The sequence below is a fragment of the Streptomyces sp. CWNU-52B genome, assembly GCF_047444975.1.
GTDB lineage: Bacteria > Actinomycetota > Actinomycetes > Streptomycetales > Streptomycetaceae > Streptomyces.
Genome location: NZ_JBLFJV010000050.1, coordinates 186,580 through 202,851, shown reverse-complemented (window position 1 = coordinate 202,851; position 16,272 = coordinate 186,580). Strand labels below are relative to the sequence as shown.

Annotated in this window: 18 protein-coding genes and 6 tRNA genes; 15 read left to right on the top strand and 9 right to left on the bottom strand. The window is 69.9% G+C overall.

Going from position 1 to position 16,272, the window contains the following annotated elements; genetic code table 11:
• Window positions 1-57 precede the first annotated feature (57 nt).
• Window positions 58-876, top strand: a complete 819-nt coding sequence (locus ACLVWQ_RS33750; RefSeq protein ID WP_414113039.1) for a TrmH family RNA methyltransferase — start codon at window positions 58-60, stop codon at window positions 874-876.
• Between the two features lie 86 nt (window positions 877-962).
• Here the strand turns inward: ACLVWQ_RS33750 and ACLVWQ_RS33745 are convergent, their stop codons facing one another.
• Window positions 963-2,270 carry a serine/threonine-protein kinase gene (locus ACLVWQ_RS33745; RefSeq protein ID WP_414113332.1) on the bottom strand — a complete coding sequence of 436 codons (1,308 nt, stop codon included), beginning with the start codon at window positions 2,268-2,270 and terminating at the stop codon, window positions 963-965.
• Between the two features lie 197 nt (window positions 2,271-2,467).
• Here ACLVWQ_RS33745 and ACLVWQ_RS33740 point away from each other — a divergent pair, with 197 nt between their 5' ends.
• From ACLVWQ_RS33740 to ACLVWQ_RS33725, 4 genes are all read left to right on the top strand, one after another.
• The gene (locus ACLVWQ_RS33740) at window positions 2,468-2,734 is read left to right on the top strand and encodes a hypothetical protein (RefSeq protein WP_151485138.1); all 267 of its coding nucleotides are present in this window, start codon (window positions 2,468-2,470) and stop codon (window positions 2,732-2,734) included.
• 259 nt (window positions 2,735-2,993) lie between these two features.
• Complete coding sequence (locus tag ACLVWQ_RS33735) at window positions 2,994-3,203, top strand: hypothetical protein (protein ID WP_414113038.1); 210 nt, start codon at window positions 2,994-2,996, stop codon at window positions 3,201-3,203.
• A 228-nt stretch (window positions 3,204-3,431) separates the two neighbouring features.
• Entirely contained in the window at window positions 3,432-4,382 is a 951-nt protein-coding gene (locus ACLVWQ_RS33730) for a phosphotransferase (RefSeq protein WP_414113037.1), read from the top strand.
• Window positions 4,383-4,456: 74 nt separating this feature from the next.
• A complete protein-coding gene (locus ACLVWQ_RS33725; RefSeq protein ID WP_414113036.1) occupies window positions 4,457-4,747 on the top strand; it encodes a zf-TFIIB domain-containing protein in 291 nt (96 codons plus the stop codon).
• Between the two features lie 102 nt (window positions 4,748-4,849).
• Here the strand turns inward: ACLVWQ_RS33725 and ACLVWQ_RS33720 are convergent.
• From ACLVWQ_RS33720 to ACLVWQ_RS33700, 5 genes are all read right to left on the bottom strand, one after another.
• Window positions 4,850-4,924: transfer RNA gene (locus ACLVWQ_RS33720), tRNA-Val, on the bottom strand.
• A 30-nt stretch (window positions 4,925-4,954) separates the two neighbouring features.
• Window positions 4,955-5,026: transfer RNA gene (locus ACLVWQ_RS33715), tRNA-Val, on the bottom strand.
• A gap of 37 nt (window positions 5,027-5,063) precedes the next feature.
• Window positions 5,064-5,135, bottom strand: a tRNA-Val gene (locus ACLVWQ_RS33710).
• Window position 5,136: 1 nt separating this feature from the next.
• Window positions 5,137-5,210: transfer RNA gene (locus ACLVWQ_RS33705), tRNA-Cys, on the bottom strand.
• A 39-nt stretch (window positions 5,211-5,249) separates the two neighbouring features.
• Window positions 5,250-5,322, bottom strand: a tRNA-Gly gene (locus ACLVWQ_RS33700).
• 157 nt (window positions 5,323-5,479) lie between these two features.
• Between ACLVWQ_RS33700 and ACLVWQ_RS33695 the strand changes: the two genes are divergently transcribed.
• From ACLVWQ_RS33695 to ACLVWQ_RS33685, 3 genes are all read left to right on the top strand, one after another.
• Entirely contained in the window at window positions 5,480-6,649 is a 1,170-nt protein-coding gene (locus ACLVWQ_RS33695; protein WP_414113035.1) for a chorismate-binding protein, read from the top strand.
• 11 nt (window positions 6,650-6,660) lie between these two features.
• The gene (locus ACLVWQ_RS33690; protein ID WP_414113034.1) at window positions 6,661-7,482 is read left to right on the top strand and encodes an aminotransferase class IV; all 822 of its coding nucleotides are present in this window, start codon (window positions 6,661-6,663) and stop codon (window positions 7,480-7,482) included.
• Between the two features lie 209 nt (window positions 7,483-7,691).
• A complete protein-coding gene (locus ACLVWQ_RS33685; RefSeq protein WP_414113033.1) occupies window positions 7,692-8,516 on the top strand; it encodes a GNAT family N-acetyltransferase in 825 nt (274 codons plus the stop codon).
• A 76-nt stretch (window positions 8,517-8,592) separates the two neighbouring features.
• On the opposite strand, the gene ACLVWQ_RS33680 is transcribed toward ACLVWQ_RS33685, so the two are convergent.
• Window positions 8,593-9,117, bottom strand: coding sequence for a DsbA family protein (locus tag ACLVWQ_RS33680; RefSeq protein WP_414113032.1), 525 nt, complete (start codon window positions 9,115-9,117; stop codon window positions 8,593-8,595).
• A 280-nt stretch (window positions 9,118-9,397) separates the two neighbouring features.
• Here ACLVWQ_RS33680 and ACLVWQ_RS33675 point away from each other — a divergent pair, with 280 nt between their 5' ends.
• The gene (locus ACLVWQ_RS33675) at window positions 9,398-9,844 is read left to right on the top strand and encodes a hypothetical protein (RefSeq protein WP_414113031.1); all 447 of its coding nucleotides are present in this window, start codon (window positions 9,398-9,400) and stop codon (window positions 9,842-9,844) included.
• A 244-nt stretch (window positions 9,845-10,088) separates the two neighbouring features.
• Window positions 10,089-10,241 (top strand): hypothetical protein, encoded by a 153-nt coding sequence (locus tag ACLVWQ_RS33670; protein WP_010988207.1) that lies wholly within the window; start codon window positions 10,089-10,091, stop codon window positions 10,239-10,241.
• Window positions 10,242-10,282: 41 nt separating this feature from the next.
• Here the strand turns inward: ACLVWQ_RS33670 and ACLVWQ_RS33665 are convergent, their stop codons facing one another.
• Window positions 10,283-10,840, bottom strand: coding sequence for a CGNR zinc finger domain-containing protein (locus ACLVWQ_RS33665; protein WP_414113030.1), 558 nt, complete (start codon window positions 10,838-10,840; stop codon window positions 10,283-10,285).
• Window positions 10,841-11,333: 493 nt separating this feature from the next.
• A complete protein-coding gene (locus ACLVWQ_RS33660) occupies window positions 11,334-11,747 on the bottom strand; it encodes an SsgA family sporulation/cell division regulator (RefSeq protein WP_003959770.1) in 414 nt (137 codons plus the stop codon).
• Window positions 11,748-11,938: 191 nt separating this feature from the next.
• On the opposite strand from ACLVWQ_RS33660, the gene ACLVWQ_RS33655 reads away from it, so the two are divergent.
• The 5 genes from ACLVWQ_RS33655 (at window position 11,939) to ACLVWQ_RS33635 (ending at window position 16,269) form a co-directional block, all read left to right on the top strand.
• Window positions 11,939-12,373 (top strand): TIGR02611 family protein, encoded by a 435-nt coding sequence (locus ACLVWQ_RS33655; protein ID WP_414113029.1) that lies wholly within the window; start codon window positions 11,939-11,941, stop codon window positions 12,371-12,373.
• 82 nt (window positions 12,374-12,455) lie between these two features.
• Window positions 12,456-12,527 (top strand) — tRNA-Val (locus ACLVWQ_RS33650).
• Window positions 12,528-13,103: 576 nt separating this feature from the next.
• Window positions 13,104-14,393, top strand: coding sequence for an ABC transporter substrate-binding protein (locus ACLVWQ_RS33645; RefSeq protein ID WP_414113028.1), 1,290 nt, complete (start codon window positions 13,104-13,106; stop codon window positions 14,391-14,393).
• On the top strand, window positions 14,393-15,364 hold the full coding sequence (locus tag ACLVWQ_RS33640; protein ID WP_414113027.1) for a carbohydrate ABC transporter permease: 972 nt from the start codon (window positions 14,393-14,395) through the stop codon (window positions 15,362-15,364). The genes ACLVWQ_RS33645 and ACLVWQ_RS33640 overlap by 1 nt, the downstream gene beginning before the upstream one ends.
• Window positions 15,361-16,269 carry a carbohydrate ABC transporter permease gene (locus ACLVWQ_RS33635; protein WP_414113026.1) on the top strand — a complete coding sequence of 303 codons (909 nt, stop codon included), beginning with the start codon at window positions 15,361-15,363 and terminating at the stop codon, window positions 16,267-16,269. The genes ACLVWQ_RS33640 and ACLVWQ_RS33635 overlap by 4 nt, the downstream gene beginning before the upstream one ends.
• Window positions 16,270-16,272 lie beyond the last annotated feature (3 nt).

Sequence of the window (16,272 nt, the reverse complement as noted above, 5' to 3'; positions counted from 1 at the left end):
GTAACCCACCCGTTCCCAGCCGTTGGCACCGCACTCAGGACAAGGCAGTATCACCCTGTGGCCGATCTCATCACCGTCGAGGACCCAGCCGACCCGCGCCTGCGTGACTACACGGGCCTGACCGACGTGGAGCTGCGCCGCAAACGCGAACCCGCCGAGGGACTGTTCATCGCCGAGGGCGAGAAGGTCATCAGACGGGCCAAGGACGCCGGTTACGAGATGCGCTCGATGCTGCTGTCCGCCAAGTGGGTCGACGTCATGCGGGACGTCATCGACGAACTCCCGGCTCCGGTGTACGCGGTCAGCCCGGACCTCGCCGAACAGGTCACCGGCTACCACGTGCACCGCGGCGCGCTCGCCTCCATGCAGCGCAAACCGCTGCCGACCCCCGACGACCTGCTCCGCACGGCCCGCCGGATCGTGGTCATGGAGTCGGTCAACGACCACACCAACATCGGCGCGATCTTCCGCTCGGCAGCAGCGCTCGGCATGGACGCGGTGCTGCTCTCACCGGACTGCGCGGACCCCCTGTACCGGCGTTCGGTGAAGGTCTCCATGGGCGCGGTCTTCGCGGTCCCGTACGCACGCCTCGACACCTGGCCCAAGGGCCTGGAGTCGGTCAGGGAGGCGGGTTTCGGTCTCCTCGCGCTCACCCCGGACGAGAAGGCCAAGTCCCTCGACGAGGTGGCCCCGCACCGGATGGACCGGGTCGCCCTGATGCTCGGCGCGGAGGGCGACGGCCTCTCCACCCAGGCCCTCGTGGCGGCCGACGAATGGGTCCGTATCCCCATGGCCCACGGAGTCGACTCCCTGAACGTCGGAGCGGCGGCAGCGGTCGCCTTCTACGCGGTGGCAACAGGCAGACCCCAGAACTAACCGACGAGCCGATACCGAACCGCCCCGTAAGGGGCGCGGGGAACTGCGCGCTCAGCCACGATCCACCCGCGGACGGCGGACGACGCTCACCCGCTCCGACGGATCCCGTTCGGTTGCCCGGACGCCTGTTCCTGCCGAACATCCACACCCGCGCCCCCACCCGCGCCCCCACGGTCAAGCCCCCGGGCAGGCCCCTGGCACCCCTGCGCCGCCGCGATGGCCAACGCCACCAGCAACGTCACCACCACGAACACGAACAGCCGCTGCCGCAACAGCCGAGGGTTGGCGGGCCGCCGCCCGGTCCCCGTGGTCCGTGGCCCCGGACGCCCCGTACCCCCACGCACCGGCCCGGACCGGCTGCCCGGCCCTCCAGGCCGCGTCGAGTTGCCCCGCGAGGGGGCCGGGCGCGCACCGGACCGCGGCGAGGCGCCGTTGCCACGCGGCGCGGCCGAACCCTGCGTACGCCGCTGGGTGCGCTGCTGCTCCGGATAGTCGTCGGCGAGGCGCCCGGTCGGCCGGTCGGCCTCCGCCGCCCGGGGCGCCGGCGGCCGGGCCTCACCCATGCCGTGCGCCTCCCGCGTCGCGATCTCCTTGAGCCGCAACGACAACTGCAGCGTGCTGGGCCGTTCCTCGGGGTCCTTCGCCAGGCACGCGCGCACGAGAGGGGCCAGCGAGTCCGGCACCCCGTGCAGCTGCGGCTCCTCGTGCACCACCCGGTAGAGCATGACCTCGGAACTGCCGTGCCCGAAGGGCGAGTCCTGCGTCGCCGCGTACGCCAGCGTGGCGCCGAGCGCGAACACGTCCGTGGCCGGGGTGACCGCGGCGCCCCGCACCTGCTCGGGCGCGAGGAAGCCGGGCGACCCCACGGCCGTACCGACGTGCGTGAGGGTGCTCGCGCCCGTCGCCCAGGCGATGCCGAAGTCGATGATGCGCGGTCCCTTGGGGGACAGCAGGATGTTGGACGGCTTCAGGTCCCGGTGGACGACCCCGGCCTCGTGCACGGCGACGAGCCCCTCGGAGAGCGCGGCGCCCACGGCCGCGACCTCGGACGCGAAGAGCGGACCGTCCTCGGCGACCTTGTCGTGGAGGGAGGGCCCCGGCACGTACTGCGTCGCGAACCAGGGCCGCTCGGCGTCCAGGTCCGCGGCGACGAGCCGCGCGGTGCACCCGCCCCGGATCCGCCGCGCCGCCGACACCTCGCGGGCGAAGCGCGACCGGAACTCCTGGTCCTCCGCGAGGTCGGGCCGGATCACCTTCAGCGCGACCCGCTGGCCACGCCGGTCGGAGCCCAGGTAGACAACGCCCATCCCGCCCGCGCCGAGCCGTCGGTGAAGCCTGAACGAGCCGACGACACGCGGGTCCTCGCGCCTCAGGCGCATCATCGCCATGTCCATCCCCGCTGCCCGGTCCGTTTGACGAGCCACAGCTTACGTTTCCGCGGCGGGGCGCGCGCAGAGGCCGCGCCCTCGCGACCCGACCGATTGTCAGTGCCGGGTGGGAAACTTGAGGGGTGGTCAGGGGACTGGGGGAGTCCGGCGGCGTCGAGCCGCGCGATTTCCCAACCGTTCGGCACAGAAGGGGGATTGGACCCGTGAAGGGTGATCGCGTGGAGATAGTGGTCGACGCGGGAGACACGACCCGTACGTACGAGGTGGTGGCCAGTCGTGCGGGTCGCCGGGTGGAGACGGCGGTCCGCAGGGGAGTGGTCGAAGTGAGCGAAGTCACCCGTAGTGGTTCAGTGGTCCGTACGGCCCGTTTCATGGCCACCCGGGTGCTCGCACTGGTCGAACAACCGGTCCCGAGGGAGGACACCTCGGAACAGACCGGACGTCCCCTCCGGGAAACCCCCGAGACCTAGGACCTCTTCTCCACCCAGGGGAGTACTCCGCAGGTCATCGCTCATCCTCCGGGAGGCCCGGCAATAGGTACGAGGGCATGACGACCCGTCGGGGCCTCCCGCCTAGATTTGTTGTCAAGCGGCGGGTGCAGCACTCGTCCCCCGAGGTCAGACACCCGCCGCTGCCAGAGCAGTACGGGCACCGGCGCGAGCAGCGGTCGCAATCGGCGGTCGCGAGCAGCGGTACAGACTTTTCAACAGAACGGTCAGGAGAGGGACCATGGCGGACACGGCACCGCGGACCATGATCCGCACGCAGGGACGCAAGGCGTACACCGCCGCGTTCGGTTCCAGCCGGTCCGGCCGACGTCACCCCTTGGTGGCGACGGCCATGGTCCTCCCCCTGGCCACCCTGCTCGTAGTCGTCTTCGGCGGCTGGGAAGCAGTGGTCACACAGGCGTCGTCCGTGGGCGTGATGCTGGGGCGCTGAGCGGCGCCCCAGGCCCGGAAGAGCGGTCCGGGCGGGGACATCCGGCCATGAAACCCCGTGGGGACGGGGGTGCGGCGGACGGCAAAAAGATGCGGGCGCAGCTGGGGAGCTGCGCCCGCATTGCTTTTGTACGTGAGGTTTTTGTGCGCGTGCTCTGTGTGTGCGTACGCTCCGGGGACCGCCGGTGCCGGACGACCCGGCGGGATCTGTGCCCCGAGGAGGCCCCGAGTGACCGCAGAGGGGCTGCTGCCAGCGCTCAGCGCGAAGGTGCGGGCCGCCGCCCATCCGGCGGCGGAAGTCTGCGTCTGCGGTACGGACACCTCCGTGCTGGCCGACCGCCCCGACGGCACCGTCGTCCGCCACGGCGGCACGGTGGCGAAGGCGCACGCCGCCGACACCGCCCCCGTCGGCCTCGCGGAGCGGCTGGCCGTGGCCGCGCACCCCGCGCTCGACGGCGTCCTCCTGGCGCCGCTGGGGCCGAGCGGGGTCGAACTGGACGGCCGGCCCGTCACTTTCTGGCCGTACGGAACCCCCGTGGACCGTGCCGACCCGGACGCCGCTCCGTGGGAGGAGGCCGCCACTCTCCTCGCGCGGCTCCACCGGACACCGGACGGGGTGCTCCCCTCCGGTCTGCCGCCCATGCGCGGCCCGGCGAAGGCGGCCCGCGCCGTCGCCCGCCTGCGCGCGGCCGGCCCGCACCCGGCGGCCGCCCCGGTCCTGGCGGCCTGGTCCGTCCTGCCGGCCTGGGCGCGGGACGAGGCCCCGATGCCAAACACCCGCACGCTGTGCCACGGAGACCTCCACCTGGGCCAGTTGGTGCGGGCGGGGAGCGGCGACTGGCTGCTCATAGACATCGACGACCTCGGCCGGGGAGATCCCGCCTGGGACCTGGCCCGCCCCGCGGCCTGGTTCGCCTGCGGTCTCCTGCCGCCCGACGAGTGGGACCGCTTTCTCACCGCCTACCGGAAGGCGGGCGGCCCGGCCGTCCCGGCGGACAGCGATCCCTGGCCGGCTCTCGATGTGGCGGCCCGCGCGCTGACCGTGCAGACCGCGGCCCTGGCGATCGCCAAGGCGGTCGCGGCAGGGCGCCCGTTGGACGAGGTCGAGACGTCCGTGATCGACGCGTGTGGCCGAATGGCCGCGCACCCGCCCGAGTTGGCGGAAGGTTTCGCGACGTAGGGTGCAACCGACGGAAGCCGGACGGAGTCTGTCCTGGCGGAAGCAGTACCGACCGGCGAGGAGTTGAGCCGAGCATGCAGTGTCCGAAGTGCCATGCGCCGATGCACACGTACAACCGCAATGGTGTCCAGATCGAGCAGTGCAGCGGCTGCCGCGGGATATTTCTCGACTACGGCGAGCTGGAGTCCCTGACACGTCTGGAAGGCCAGTGGTCGCAGCCCGGCCCGCCGCCCCCGGGCGCCCCGCAGGCCTACCCGTCCGCCCCCGCGCCGGCCTGGGGCGCCCCGCAGGGCGGTCACGGCGGTCACTACGGCCACGGTCACAAGCGTCAGAAGAGCTTCGGCCACATGCTCTTCTCCTCCTGAGCCCGCTGATCCTCCTGGGACCCTGAGGGGTCCCGGAGAGGTCCCGGAGGACGACGAAGCCCCCGACCGTACGAGACGGTCGGGGGCTTCGGGGTTGATACGTGGTGCGCGATACTGGGATTGAACCAGTGACCTCTTCCGTGTCAGGGAAGCGCTCTCCCGCTGAGCTAATCGCGCGGGACGGACCTGCGAGTGGTGCGAACTGCGTGCGCGATACTGGGATTGAACCAGTGACCTCTTCCGTGTCAGGGAAGCGCTCTCCCGCTGAGCTAATCGCGCGGGATCAGGATCTCGTCGTACGTACCGGCGGATCCAGTGGACGATACTGGGATTGAACCAGTGACCTCTTCCGTGTCAGGGAAGCGCTCTCCCGCTGAGCTAATCGTCCTTGGAGGTGGAGACGGGATTTGAACCCGTGTAGACGGCTTTGCAGGCCGTTGCCTCGCCTCTCGGCCACTCCACCAGGAGCGCGGGGGGTCGGGAAGATCCCCCACTTCCTGCGAGCGGACGACCAGGTTCGAACTGGCGACCTCAACCTTGGCAAGGTTGCGCTCTACCAACTGAGCTACGTCCGCTTGTCGTTTCCGGTCCGCTCTCGCGACCCGGCGACGTGTTGAACTCTAGCGGATACCGGGGCCAGCACAAAAACGCGTTTGCGCAGCGTGCTGCGGTACGTCCGCTCCAGGACATGGCCGAGGCACCCGCAGGTCACCCCACCATAGACTCACAACCGTGCAGGACTTCCCAGCTCTCGCCCGCTTCGGCGGCCTCGTCGCGACCGGCCTCCTCGACGTCACCGGCGACCCCGCGGCGCTCGACTCCAGTGGCTTCTGGGCCGTCAGCGCCGACTTCGAGGGGCGTGTCGTCTGTGCTCGTTTCGCGGACGTGCGGCGCGATTCCGTACCCGCGCCGGTGCCGGGCCGGTGGCGGGGACCCGCCACCGGTGACTGGACGTCGTCACTCGACCGCGGCGCGTACATGGCGGGCGTACGCCGTATCCGTGAGTACATCGCGGCCGGCGAGGTGTACCAGGCGAACCTCTGCCGGATCCTGTCGGCGCCCGTCTCGCCGGACGCCGACGTCGACGCGCTGACCGCTCTGCTGGCACGCGGCAACCCGGCACCGTACGCAGGAACGATTCGGCTCCCGGGACACGGGGTCGAGACGGCCACCGCGTCCCCGGAGCTCTTCCTGCGCAGGACCGGCCGTGTCGTCGAGTCAGGGCCGATCAAGGGCACCGGACGCACCGAGGCGGACCTGCTGGAGAAGGACCACGCGGAGAACGTGATGATCGTGGACCTGGTACGCAACGACCTGGGCCGGGTCTGTGCCACGGGCACCGTGACCGTGCCCGACCTGTGCGTCGTGGAGAAGCACCCGGGGCTCGTCCACCTCGTCTCCTCCGTCCGCGGCGAACTGCGCGCGGACGAAGAGGGTGGGGAAGGCGGAGGAGGCAGCGGAGGCGGGGTGGGCTGGCCGGAGCTGCTGGGCGCGGCCTTCCCGCCCGGATCCGTCACCGGCGCCCCCAAGTCCAGTGCCCTGCGGATCATCGAGGAACTGGAGACGGCGCCCCGGGGGCCGTACTGCGGCGGCATCGGCTGGGTCGACGCCGACCGCCGTACCGGGGAGCTGGCCGTCGGCATCCGCACCTTCTGGATCGACCGGGCCGCGGGCGAGCTGCGCTTCGGCACCGGCGCGGGCATCACCTGGGGTTCGGACCCCCGGCGCGAATGGGAGGAGACCGAGCTGAAGGCCGCCCGGCTGCTCGCTGTAGCGTCGGGGGCGTACCCAGGGGCGTACGACGTGGGGGGTGACACGGGGACCGCGGTCACCCCCGTGGACGCCCCCGGGGGCCCCGGCCGGAAAAGCACGTCGGGTCGGGAACCCGGCACGTTCTCGTGAGGTGAGATTCAGTGAAGATCTGGCTCGACGGCGGGCTGCAGGACAGCGAGTCGGCCCGTGTCTCCGTCTTCGACCACGGGCTGACCGTGGGCGACGGCATTTTCGAGACCGTGAAGGCGGTCGAGGGGCGGCCGTTCGCGCTCACCCGTCACCTCGACCGGCTGGCGCGCTCGGCGAGCGGTCTCGGACTGCCCGAGCCCGACCGCGAGGAGGTGCGCGCTGCCTGCGCGGCCGTCCTGGACGCCAACCCGATGCCGCTCGGCCGGCTGCGGATCACGTACACCGGAGGGCATGGGCCGCTCGGCTCGGACCGTGGTGAGCACGGGCCGACCCTGGTGGTGGCCCTGGCGGAGTCCGGCCGCCGCCCCGACTCCACCGCGGTGATCACCGTCCCCTGGACCCGCAACGAACGCGGCGCGCTGACGGGCCTGAAGACCACGTCGTACGCGGAGAACGTCGTCGCCCTCGCCCGTGCGCGCGAACAGGGCGGGTCCGAGGCGCTGTTCGCGAACACGGTCGGGCAGCTGTGCGAGGGCACGGGCTCCAATGTCTTCGTCGTCCTCGACGGCGAGATCCACACCCCGCCCGTCGCCTCCGGGTGCCTCGCCGGCATCACCCGCGCCCTCGCCGTCGAATGGACGGGCGCCAAGGAGACCGACCTGCCGCTGGACGTCCTGGAGCGGGCCGACGAGGTCTTCCTGACCTCGACGCTGCGTGACGTGCAGGCCGTGCACCGGGTCGACAGCCGTGAACTGCCCGGCGCGCCGGGCCCGGTGACCGCGAAGGCGATGCGGATCTTCGACGAGCGTGCGGGGGACGACCTCGATCCCTGAGACGGCCGGGGGTCGCGCCTGCCGGGTCCGTCCGGAGGGGTGCTTGTCGGGTCCTACGGTCGTCGGGATCGGCGGTCATCGGGTTCGGCGGTCGTCGGGTTCCCGTCGGGCGTCGGCCCCTTGGGTTCGGCGGGCGTCGGCTTCGTCCGGCGTCGGCCGTCGGTCGAAATCGGGAGCGTGAGTCCGTCCGGGCGGGTACAACATCCCTGATGACCACCACCCTGCGGCCGACCGAGCCGCTTCAGCGCGACGCCGACGGCGCGCTGTCACGCCGCTACGCGGTGTGCGTGAACAGCCGTCCCGTGGGCGCGATACACCTCGCCACGGATCCCGCCTTCGGGCCGTCCGTGGGCCAGATCCGTGAACTGAGCGTCGAGGAGCCGGACCGCGGCCGCGGCCGGGGCACCGTGGCCGCGCTCGCCGCCGAGGAGGTGGCGCGCGGCTGGGGCTGCCGACGGATCGAGGTGTCGGTCCCGGCCGGCGCGGCGACGGCCCTGCGCCTGGTGACCGCTCTCGGTTACGTGGCACGCAACCGCGCCATGGAGAAGCCGCTCCACGGCACCGCGCCCGAACTGCCCGCAGGGAGCGTCGGGCGTGCCATGACGGAGGCCGAGTTCGGGTCCTGGATCGCGCGGGCCAAGGAGAGCTACGCGCAGGAGTGGATCACCCGGGGAGTGCCCGAGGCCGAGGCCCGCGCGAAGGCCGACAAGGACCATGCCGCTTCGCTGCCGGCCGGACTCGGCAGCGCGGGCATGGACTTCGGTGTCCTGGAGCACGAGGGGATCCCGGTGGGCTCCCTGTGGCTGGGATCCCGCGAGGACTGGACGTTCGTGTACATGGTCGAGGCCGACGAGAGGTACCGGGGCCGGGGGCACGGCCGTTCGCTGATGCTCCTGGCGGAGATACGGGCGATCGCCGCCGGACGCACCGGTGTCCGCCTGAACGTCTTCGCCGGCAACACCCCGGCCGAGCGGCTCTACGAGGCACTCGGCTACGAGACGACCGCGCACCACTTCTACAAGGACCTGCGGTAGTAGAAGGGGATCCGACCTTGTGCGGTCGCTGCGGTCGCTGCGGTCGCTGCGGTCGCCGCGGTCGGTGCGGCCGCCGTCAGGCCTCCTGGCCGGCCAGCAACCGGTCCACGATCTTCTCGACGCGCTCGCGCAGGCCCTCCTGGCTCTTGCCGCCGTCGAGACGCTCACCGTCGATGACGTACGTCGGGGTCCCGGTGACCCCGATGGCCCTGCCCTCGGCCTCGTCGGCGTCCACGATCAGGATGTGCCGGCCGTCGATGAGAGCCGTGTCGAACTCCTCGGCGTCCAGGCCGAGGTCGCGGGCCACGTCCAGGAGGAGCGCCTCCCCCTCGCGGTCCAGCTCCTGTACGCGCTCCAGCACCGCCTCGACGTACGGCCAGGCCTTGCCCTGTTCCGCGGCCTCCTCGGCGGCCTGTGCCGCGGCGAACGCGTGCTTGTGCTTCTCCAGCGGGAAGTGCCTCAGCCGCAGCTCCAGGCGGTCGCCGTAGCGGGCACGCAGCGCGCGCAGGTCGTCGAGGGCGCTTCGGCAGTCCGGGCACTGGAGCTCGCACCAGATGTCCAGGACGGGGGCCGCGGGGCGGGCGGGGGAGGAGTCGCTCATGGGGCCAGTCTCCCAGCCGGGGGACGGGCCGCCCAACCGGGACCTCCGGCTGACCCGGTCCGGTCGGGTCCTCGGGGTGACCTGGCTCGACCTGGCTTCGGCCTGGCTTCGGCCTGGTCCGGGCCGGTCCGGGCCGGTCGGGACCGGCACCTCAGGAGGACGCGACCCGGAGATGTCCCTGAGGTCTCCCCGGACCATGGCATACCGGGCATGCGACGGTGCAGGATGGAAGGGACGAAGTACCCCTGCCCGAACTCGCTCGCCATGCCTGGAGGACCGGATGATTGCCGAGACCGTCTGTTCCGCTGTCGCCGCGGCAGGCCTGGGCATCGCCGCGGTCACCGCGTACCGCAAGCGTTTCCTCACGGCGGCTCGCCTCGCCGCGTACTCACTGGTCCCGCTTGGTCTGGTGATGACGGGTGCCGTCGAGTGGGCGGTCGACACCGCCTTCAGCCCGACGGCCTGGGCCGGCTTCGGTGTGCTGGGGGCGGCCTGGCTGCTGTTCATGACCACGCGCACCGTGGAGCGGCGTACCGGCGGGACCCGCAAGGAGCGAAGGGCGGCCAGGACCGCACAGCGCGAGGCGGTGGCCCCGGCGGCATCGGCACCCTCGCTGGGCCCGGCGGTCGGACGCCCCGCGGCCCGCCCCGCGGCCAAGCCCCGCAAGGCCGAGTCGGCGGACGACTTCAGCGACATCGAGGCCATCCTGAAGAAGCACGGGATATGAGGCCCGCGTGCTGCCGGCACGCGGGGATCATGACAAAACGCGGCTTGTGGTGAGCGCGGCTTGTGGCGACTGTCCGAAGCGGGATTTCGAATCCATCGGCGAGCCGGTTGGACATGCCATCGGCCCCGGCGAGGGTCTCTATCCCAGATCGTGGAACGCTGTGTCACGGATTCCGGCGAACTCCCCCATAATTCGGGCGTGTTGATCGCGTCCGGAGTCTCGGCTGAGTCATCATCGCCGCGAGATGCTGGACACAACCCAGAGCGACACCGCAGCTCCTCCCGAGGAGCGGCGAGGTTGTCTCTTCGCGCTTTCCCAGCCGCCGCTGATGATCTTCCTTGCGGTGATCGGCTGTCTGCTGCTCATGGCGTCGCTGCACGATCTGCTGCTGCTCTGAGCCGTACGCGGAGTCCCTGGCGCCACCCGCCGAGGACTCCGTCAGCCGGCAGCTTCCTTGCGCCGTGCCCGATAGGCGGCCACATGGAGGCGGTTTCCGCAGGTGCGACTGTCGCAGTAGCGGCGGGAGCGGTTGCGGGAGAGGTCGACGAAGGCGCGTCGGCAGTCCGGTGCCTCACAGCGGCGCAGCCGCTCCTGTTCACCCGCCACCACGAAGAAGGCCAGTGCCATCCCGCAGTCCGCGGCGAGGTGGTCGGCGACGGACGCGCCGGGCGCGAAGTAGTGCACGTGCCAGTCGTAGCTGTCGTGGTCCGTGAGGCGAGGCGTGGTGCCCGCGGCGGCGACCAGCTCGTTGATGAGCGTGGCTGCGGCGCGGGCGTCGGGAGCGGCGAAGACGGCGGCGAAGCGCCCCCGGATGCGGCGCACCGCCGAGAGATCGAGCTCGGACAGCGTCCCGACGTCGCTCATGTTGTGGTTTCGTACGAAATCGAGCAGCGTCGCCAGATCGGCGAGTCCGTCCGCGGTGTCGTCCTCCGGTGCGGTGTTCACCAGATCGACCACGGTGTCGAGTGCGCACCGGGTGTCGTGGGTGATCAGCACGTTTCGCTCCCTGCCTGCCGGGTCGGGCGAACGCCCGCCGATGCTGGCCGATGCTAGCGGCTCCCCGGCGGCGGGGGCTGACGTCGCCTACGCGGAGTGAAGGCGGAGGGAGGAGCGGGGGTGGTGGGGCCGGCGGGGGCGGCGCGGGCTGACGAGCTCGTGAGCCCGGCTCGTGAGCTGTGCGGGAGCCCCACGGGCTCGTGAGTCGCGCGGTAGTCGCTGCGTGAGTCGAGCAAGCGATCGCCGGTGTTCCCGTGTGTGTGTCACTGATGTGCTGTTCCGGGGTGTGCCCGGCCTCTGCCGCGCGCCCCCGGTGGCTGGGGGAGGGGGAGGGGGAGGGGGCGGCGCCGCGCCGTCCCCTCGTGCGCACGCACAGGCGCCGCCTCCGCGGGGTTCCGCGGGGACGGCGCCTGTGTGATCCATATGCGGTTGTCTGAGCCCGAGCCGTCACCCCGAGTGGACGGCGCCGGGCGGCTTGGTGCGGAGTCTCGTCCTAGCTTTCGGCCAGGATGTGTGAGAGCTCCGTATCGAGGTCGAAGTGCCGGTGTTCCGTGCCAGGGGGCACGGCGGCGTCGGTTCGCTTCAGGAACGACTCCAGGGCCCGCGCCGGGGCCTCGAGCAGTGCCTCGCCCTCCGGAGAGCTCAGGGCGATGCAGACGACGCCCTGACCGTGGCTGCGGGACGGCCAGACTCGGACGTCGCCGGTACCGGTGGGCCGGTGCAGGCCCTCGGCGAGAAGGTCGCGGGCGAACACCCACTCGACAGTCTCCTCGGCTCCGGTGTGGAAGGTGGCGTGCACGGCGTAGGGATCGGCCGTGTCGTACCGCAGGCCTGCGGGGACAGGCAGAGAGGACTCGCTCGACACAACGAGGCGCAGGTGCAGCTCGCAGCTGACCGTGGTGTTCATAAGCGCCAGGGCCTTTCGCTCAGTGTGCGCTCGGGGATTCGCACGTCGGCGAAATCGACATGCCACCTACGGTGCCGTTGTAAACCCCTCTGAGTGTTTTGCGTGTCTTTAGGTACCTCATCCGGCCGAGTGTCCGTTCGCGTAGTACGCCCATTCCGGTGACCGGTTTCCGTCCGGTAGGGTTTGGCCGTATGAATACGGGGAGTGACGGAACGGGGGAGGTCGCGATGGCGGCCGACGAAACGAAGAGCGAGCCGGAGCTCGGGTCCCGTGCGCCGCAATTCATCAAGGCGCGCCGCGTGCTGCATCTGAGCTGGCAGGTGGGCGTCTTCGTGGTGGGTCTCGCGGTCGTCGTGGCCGGTGTGATCATGCTGCCCCTGCCCGGTCCGGGCTGGCTGGTGATCTTCGGCGGCATGGCGATCTGGGCGACCGAGTTCGTCTGGGCGCAGCTGGTGCTGCGCTGGACGAAACGCAAAGTCACCGAGGCGACACAGAAGGCTCTGGACCCGAAGGTCCGCCGCCGCAACATCATCCTGACGACGATCGGGCTGGTGATCATCGCGGTGCTGGTCGGGGTGTACCTGTGGAAGTTCGGCATGGAGATGCCGTGGAACATCAAGGAGTAGCGACGGTGCCCCGCGCCCGCCCGGCCGCTCCCGGGGCGGTCGGAACCACCCTCTGACATGGGGTAATCTTCCTCATGCGCCCGGGCGATTAGCTCAGCGGGAGAGCGCTTCGTTCACACCGAAGAGGTCACTGGTTCGATCCCAGTATCGCCCACGTTGCCGACAGGCGGTTCGGGTCCACGAGTTCTGTGGACCTGGGCCGCCTGTCGTCGTTCTGTACGGCGGGACCGGCACCGCGACCGCGATCGTAGGCGGTCTGCGGTCTGCGGTCTGCGCGAGCGGGCTCCCGGCGTCCTGCTGGGCCCGTCGCCATCGGCCCCTCGCCCGGACTTCCGGCCCGCGCCTCTGTCCCCGCGCCTCTTCCCCCCCCGGCACCTCTGCGCCTCCGCGTCTCCGCCCCGCACCGCCGTTCGCGCTCCGCGGGCCGTGATTCAGGGTCCGTCCTGATGCCCCGCCTCTCGCCGCCACCCCCTGCTTTCGGCCCTCCTCTGTTCAACTACCGCCGTTCATATTTCCGTTCGACCGGCCGACCCACCCCGCACTACCTGCGCAGTCGTCCAACTCCCCGGTCAATTCGCCCCGGTTCACTCTGTCGCGTGGGCGACGTGCTTCACATCAATTCCTGTCCGAATCATTGACGCCCGCTTAGGGCCTCCGTACCTTGTGCCAGCAAGCGCTTACTTGAAACGATTCACGGCAGCGGACGGCGACGTCGCGGGGAGGCCCGACTGTGGGTAAAAACGGGAGTGTTGAGAGGCGGACGGTCCTCAAGGCGGCCGGTGCGTCACTGGCGACGGTGGGGCTGGCCGCGACGACCGGATGCGGGGGCGACAGCGGTGGGTCGGGCGACGGGACGGTCGAAATCCGCTTTGCCTGGTGGGGTGCGGAGGAGCGGGCCAAGCGCATCAATCAGTCCATCAAGCTCTTCGAGAAGAAGTACCCGAAGATCAAGGTGAAGACGGACTTCCAGGATTACGTGGCCTTTTGGGAGAAGTTCCAGACCCAGGCGGCGGGCGGGAATCCACCGGACGTATTCCAGAACGCGGTCGCGTTTCTCCGGAAGTACGACAAGAGAAGCGTTCTGCTCGACCTCAAGTCGCAAGTGGACGCGGGAAATCTGAGCCTCAAGAACTTCCGCTCCGGGGTGGAGAAGGTCGGCGAGGTCGACGGAAAGCTGCTCGGAATACCCGTCGGCTCCAACACCATGTCGCTCGTCATCGACGAGAAGGTCTTCGAAAAGGCCGGCGTCAAGCCCGAGCAGGGCTGGACCTGGGACGAGTACTTCGCGGCGCTCAAGAAGATCCACGACACCCAGAAGGTGGCGGGGGACACCGGCTACTTCTCGATCATGTACCTCTACGACCTCTATCTTCGGCAGAACGGCAAGGCGTTCTTCACCGAGGACGGACTCGGCTTCGACGAAGCCGATCTGACGGAGTGGTGGCAGGACGGCTACAACCGCGTGAAGGCCGGGATCGTCACCGACCCGAAGAAGGTCGAGCAGCTCAAGCCCAAGTCCGCGCTGGCCTCCGGTGACGGCGCGTCCGAGTTCACCTGGGACAACTTCACCGTGCGCTACACCACGGAGGGCGACAGCACCTACGGGCTGGCGCCGATCCCGACGACCGACGGCAAGGAGACGGGCCAGTACCTCGGCTCGCTCATGCTGAGCGGCTTCGCGCGGACCAAGCACCCCAAGGAAGTCGCCCAGTTCATCGACTTCATGGTGCACGACCCCGAGGTCGGCAAGATCATGGGCTACGACCGGGGGATCCTCTCCACCACGGAGCAGTTCGCCGCGTACAAGCCGGCCGACGCTCCCAACCAGGAGATCGCGCAGTACGAGGAGGACGTCGCCGCGGCCGGACTGCTCGGGACGATCACGCCGCACCCGGCAGGCGCCGACACCGTGGAAGCCGCGTTCCTGCGCATCGGTGCCGACATGTCGACGGGCAAGACCAAGGTCTCCGACGCGGTCAAGCAGTTCTTCTCCGAGGCGAAGACCGCCCTCGCCGCCTGATGGGAACAGCAGTGACGACGCTCATCAAGGACTCTCCGCCGGATGCCCCGGAGAAGCGTCCCGGTCCCCCCGCCGCCCTCAAGCGGCGGGGCCGCCGGGAGAACCTCGCCGGCTACCTCTTCATGTCCCCGTGGATCGCGGGCTTCCTGCTGCTGACCGCGGGCCCGATGGCTGCGTCCCTCTACTTCGCGTTCACCGACTACAACCTCTTCGACTCCCCGAAGTGGATCGGCTTCGACAACTTCACCAGGATGCTCGACGATCCCCGGTGGCAGAAGTCGGTGGAGGTGACGGCGAAGTACGTCATCATCGGCACGCCGCTGAAGCTGCTGCTCGCGCTGGGCGTCGCCCTGCTGCTCGCGCAGAGCAGGCGCGGGCAGGCCTTCTACCGGGCCGCGTTCTACGCCCCGTCGCTGATCGGCGCGAGCGTGTCCATCGGGTTCGTGTGGCGCGCGCTGTTCTCCGACGACGCCGCCGTGGACCGTACGCAGTCGTTCTTCGGCCTCGACGTCGGTGGCTGGGTCGGTAACCCGGACTGGGTGCTCTACAGCCTGGTGGCACTCACCGTCTGGCAGTTCGGGGCTCCCATGGTCATCTTCCTCGCCGGGCTGAAGCAGGTGCCGAGGGAGCTGTACGAGGCGGCCGAGGTGGACGGCGCGGGTCCGTTCAAGAGGTTCTGGAGCATCACCCTGCCGATGATTTCCCCGGTGCTGTTCTTCAACGTGCTGCTGGAGACCATCCACTCGTTCCAGATCTTCGGTTCGGCGTATGTCGTCTCCAACGCCACGTGCGGGCCGGCCGACGCCACGCTCGTCTACACCTGTTACCTGTACCAGAAGGGCTTCAAGGAGGCCCAGATGGGCTTCGCCTCCGCGATGGCCTGGATGCTGCTGCTCGCCGTGGCGCTGGTGACGGCGGTCCTCTTCTGGTCCCAGAAGCGATGGGTGCACTACGAGGAGGCCTCCCGATGAGCACCACCGGCACCACCGTCGGCACCACCGGCACGACCACCGCTCCTCCGCGCAGGTCTCTGGTGCTCGGACGCGGGCGCGGCGGATCACTCGGCTGGCACATCGGCGCCCTGCTCGTGCTCGCCGTCGTCCTCTATCCCGTCATCTGGGTCATCGGCGCCTCGTTCAAGCCCAGCCGGGAGATCATCGGCAGTCTGGAGCTCTTCCCGACCAGCCCGATCCTGCAGAACTTCAAGGGGCTCGCCGACGGCATCGCGGACATCTCGATCGCCACGTTCTTCCAGAACTCCCTCTTCTACGCGCTCGGCTCGGTCGTCGGCATCCTCGTCTCCTGCTCGCTGACGGCGTACGCCTTCGCCCGCATCCGGTTCGCCGGGCGCAACCTGATGTTCTCGCTGATGATCGGCACGCTGCTGCTGCCGTATCACGTCCTGCTCATCCCGCAGTACGTGATGTTCCAGAAGATGGAACTGATCAATACGTATGTGCCGCTCCTGATCGGCAAATACCTGGCCACCGAGGCGTTCTTCGTCTTCCTCATGGTGCAGTTCATGCGGAACCTGCCCAGGGAACTGGACGAGGCGGCGCGGCTCGACGGCTGCGGGCATCTGCGGATCTACTGGTCGATCGTGCTGCCGCTGTGCCGACCGGCTCTCATCACCAGCGCGATCTTCACGTTCATCAACGCCTGGAACGACTTCATGGGCCCGCTGATCTATCTCAACGAGCCCGGAAAGTACACCGTCTCCCTCGGCATGATGATGTTCCGTGACCAGGAGGGCGTGGCCAACTACGGCGGCATGATCGCCATGTCGCTGGTGGCGCTGCTGCCCGTGCTGGCCTTCTTCCTCGCCTTCCAGCGCTACCTGATCGACGGTATGGCGACCTCCGGTCTGAAGGGCTGAGCC

What these genes read in the sequence shown, in the direction of transcription:
- ACLVWQ_RS33745 (WP_414113332.1), bottom strand. Translation starts at nt 2,270, where the DNA reads ATGGACATGGCGATGATGCGCCTGAGGCGCGAGGACCCGCGTGTCGTC.
- ACLVWQ_RS33735 (WP_414113038.1), top strand. Translation starts at nt 2,994, where the DNA reads ATGGCGGACACGGCACCGCGGACCATGATCCGCACGCAGGGACGCAAG.
- ACLVWQ_RS33725 (WP_414113036.1), top strand. Translation starts at nt 4,457, where the DNA reads ATGCAGTGTCCGAAGTGCCATGCGCCGATGCACACGTACAACCGCAAT.
- ACLVWQ_RS33685 (WP_414113033.1), top strand. Translation starts at nt 7,692, where the DNA reads ATGACCACCACCCTGCGGCCGACCGAGCCGCTTCAGCGCGACGCCGAC.
- ACLVWQ_RS33680 (WP_414113032.1), bottom strand. Translation starts at nt 9,117, where the DNA reads ATGAGCGACTCCTCCCCCGCCCGCCCCGCGGCCCCCGTCCTGGACATC.
- ACLVWQ_RS33675 (WP_414113031.1), top strand. Translation starts at nt 9,398, where the DNA reads ATGATTGCCGAGACCGTCTGTTCCGCTGTCGCCGCGGCAGGCCTGGGC.
- ACLVWQ_RS33670 (WP_010988207.1), top strand. Translation starts at nt 10,089, where the DNA reads ATGCTGGACACAACCCAGAGCGACACCGCAGCTCCTCCCGAGGAGCGG.
- ACLVWQ_RS33660 (WP_003959770.1), bottom strand. Translation starts at nt 11,747, where the DNA reads ATGAACACCACGGTCAGCTGCGAGCTGCACCTGCGCCTCGTTGTGTCG.
- ACLVWQ_RS33655 (WP_414113029.1), top strand. Translation starts at nt 11,939, where the DNA reads ATGAATACGGGGAGTGACGGAACGGGGGAGGTCGCGATGGCGGCCGAC.
- ACLVWQ_RS33640 (WP_414113027.1), top strand. Translation starts at nt 14,393, where the DNA reads ATGGGAACAGCAGTGACGACGCTCATCAAGGACTCTCCGCCGGATGCC.
- ACLVWQ_RS33635 (WP_414113026.1), top strand. Translation starts at nt 15,361, where the DNA reads ATGAGCACCACCGGCACCACCGTCGGCACCACCGGCACGACCACCGCT.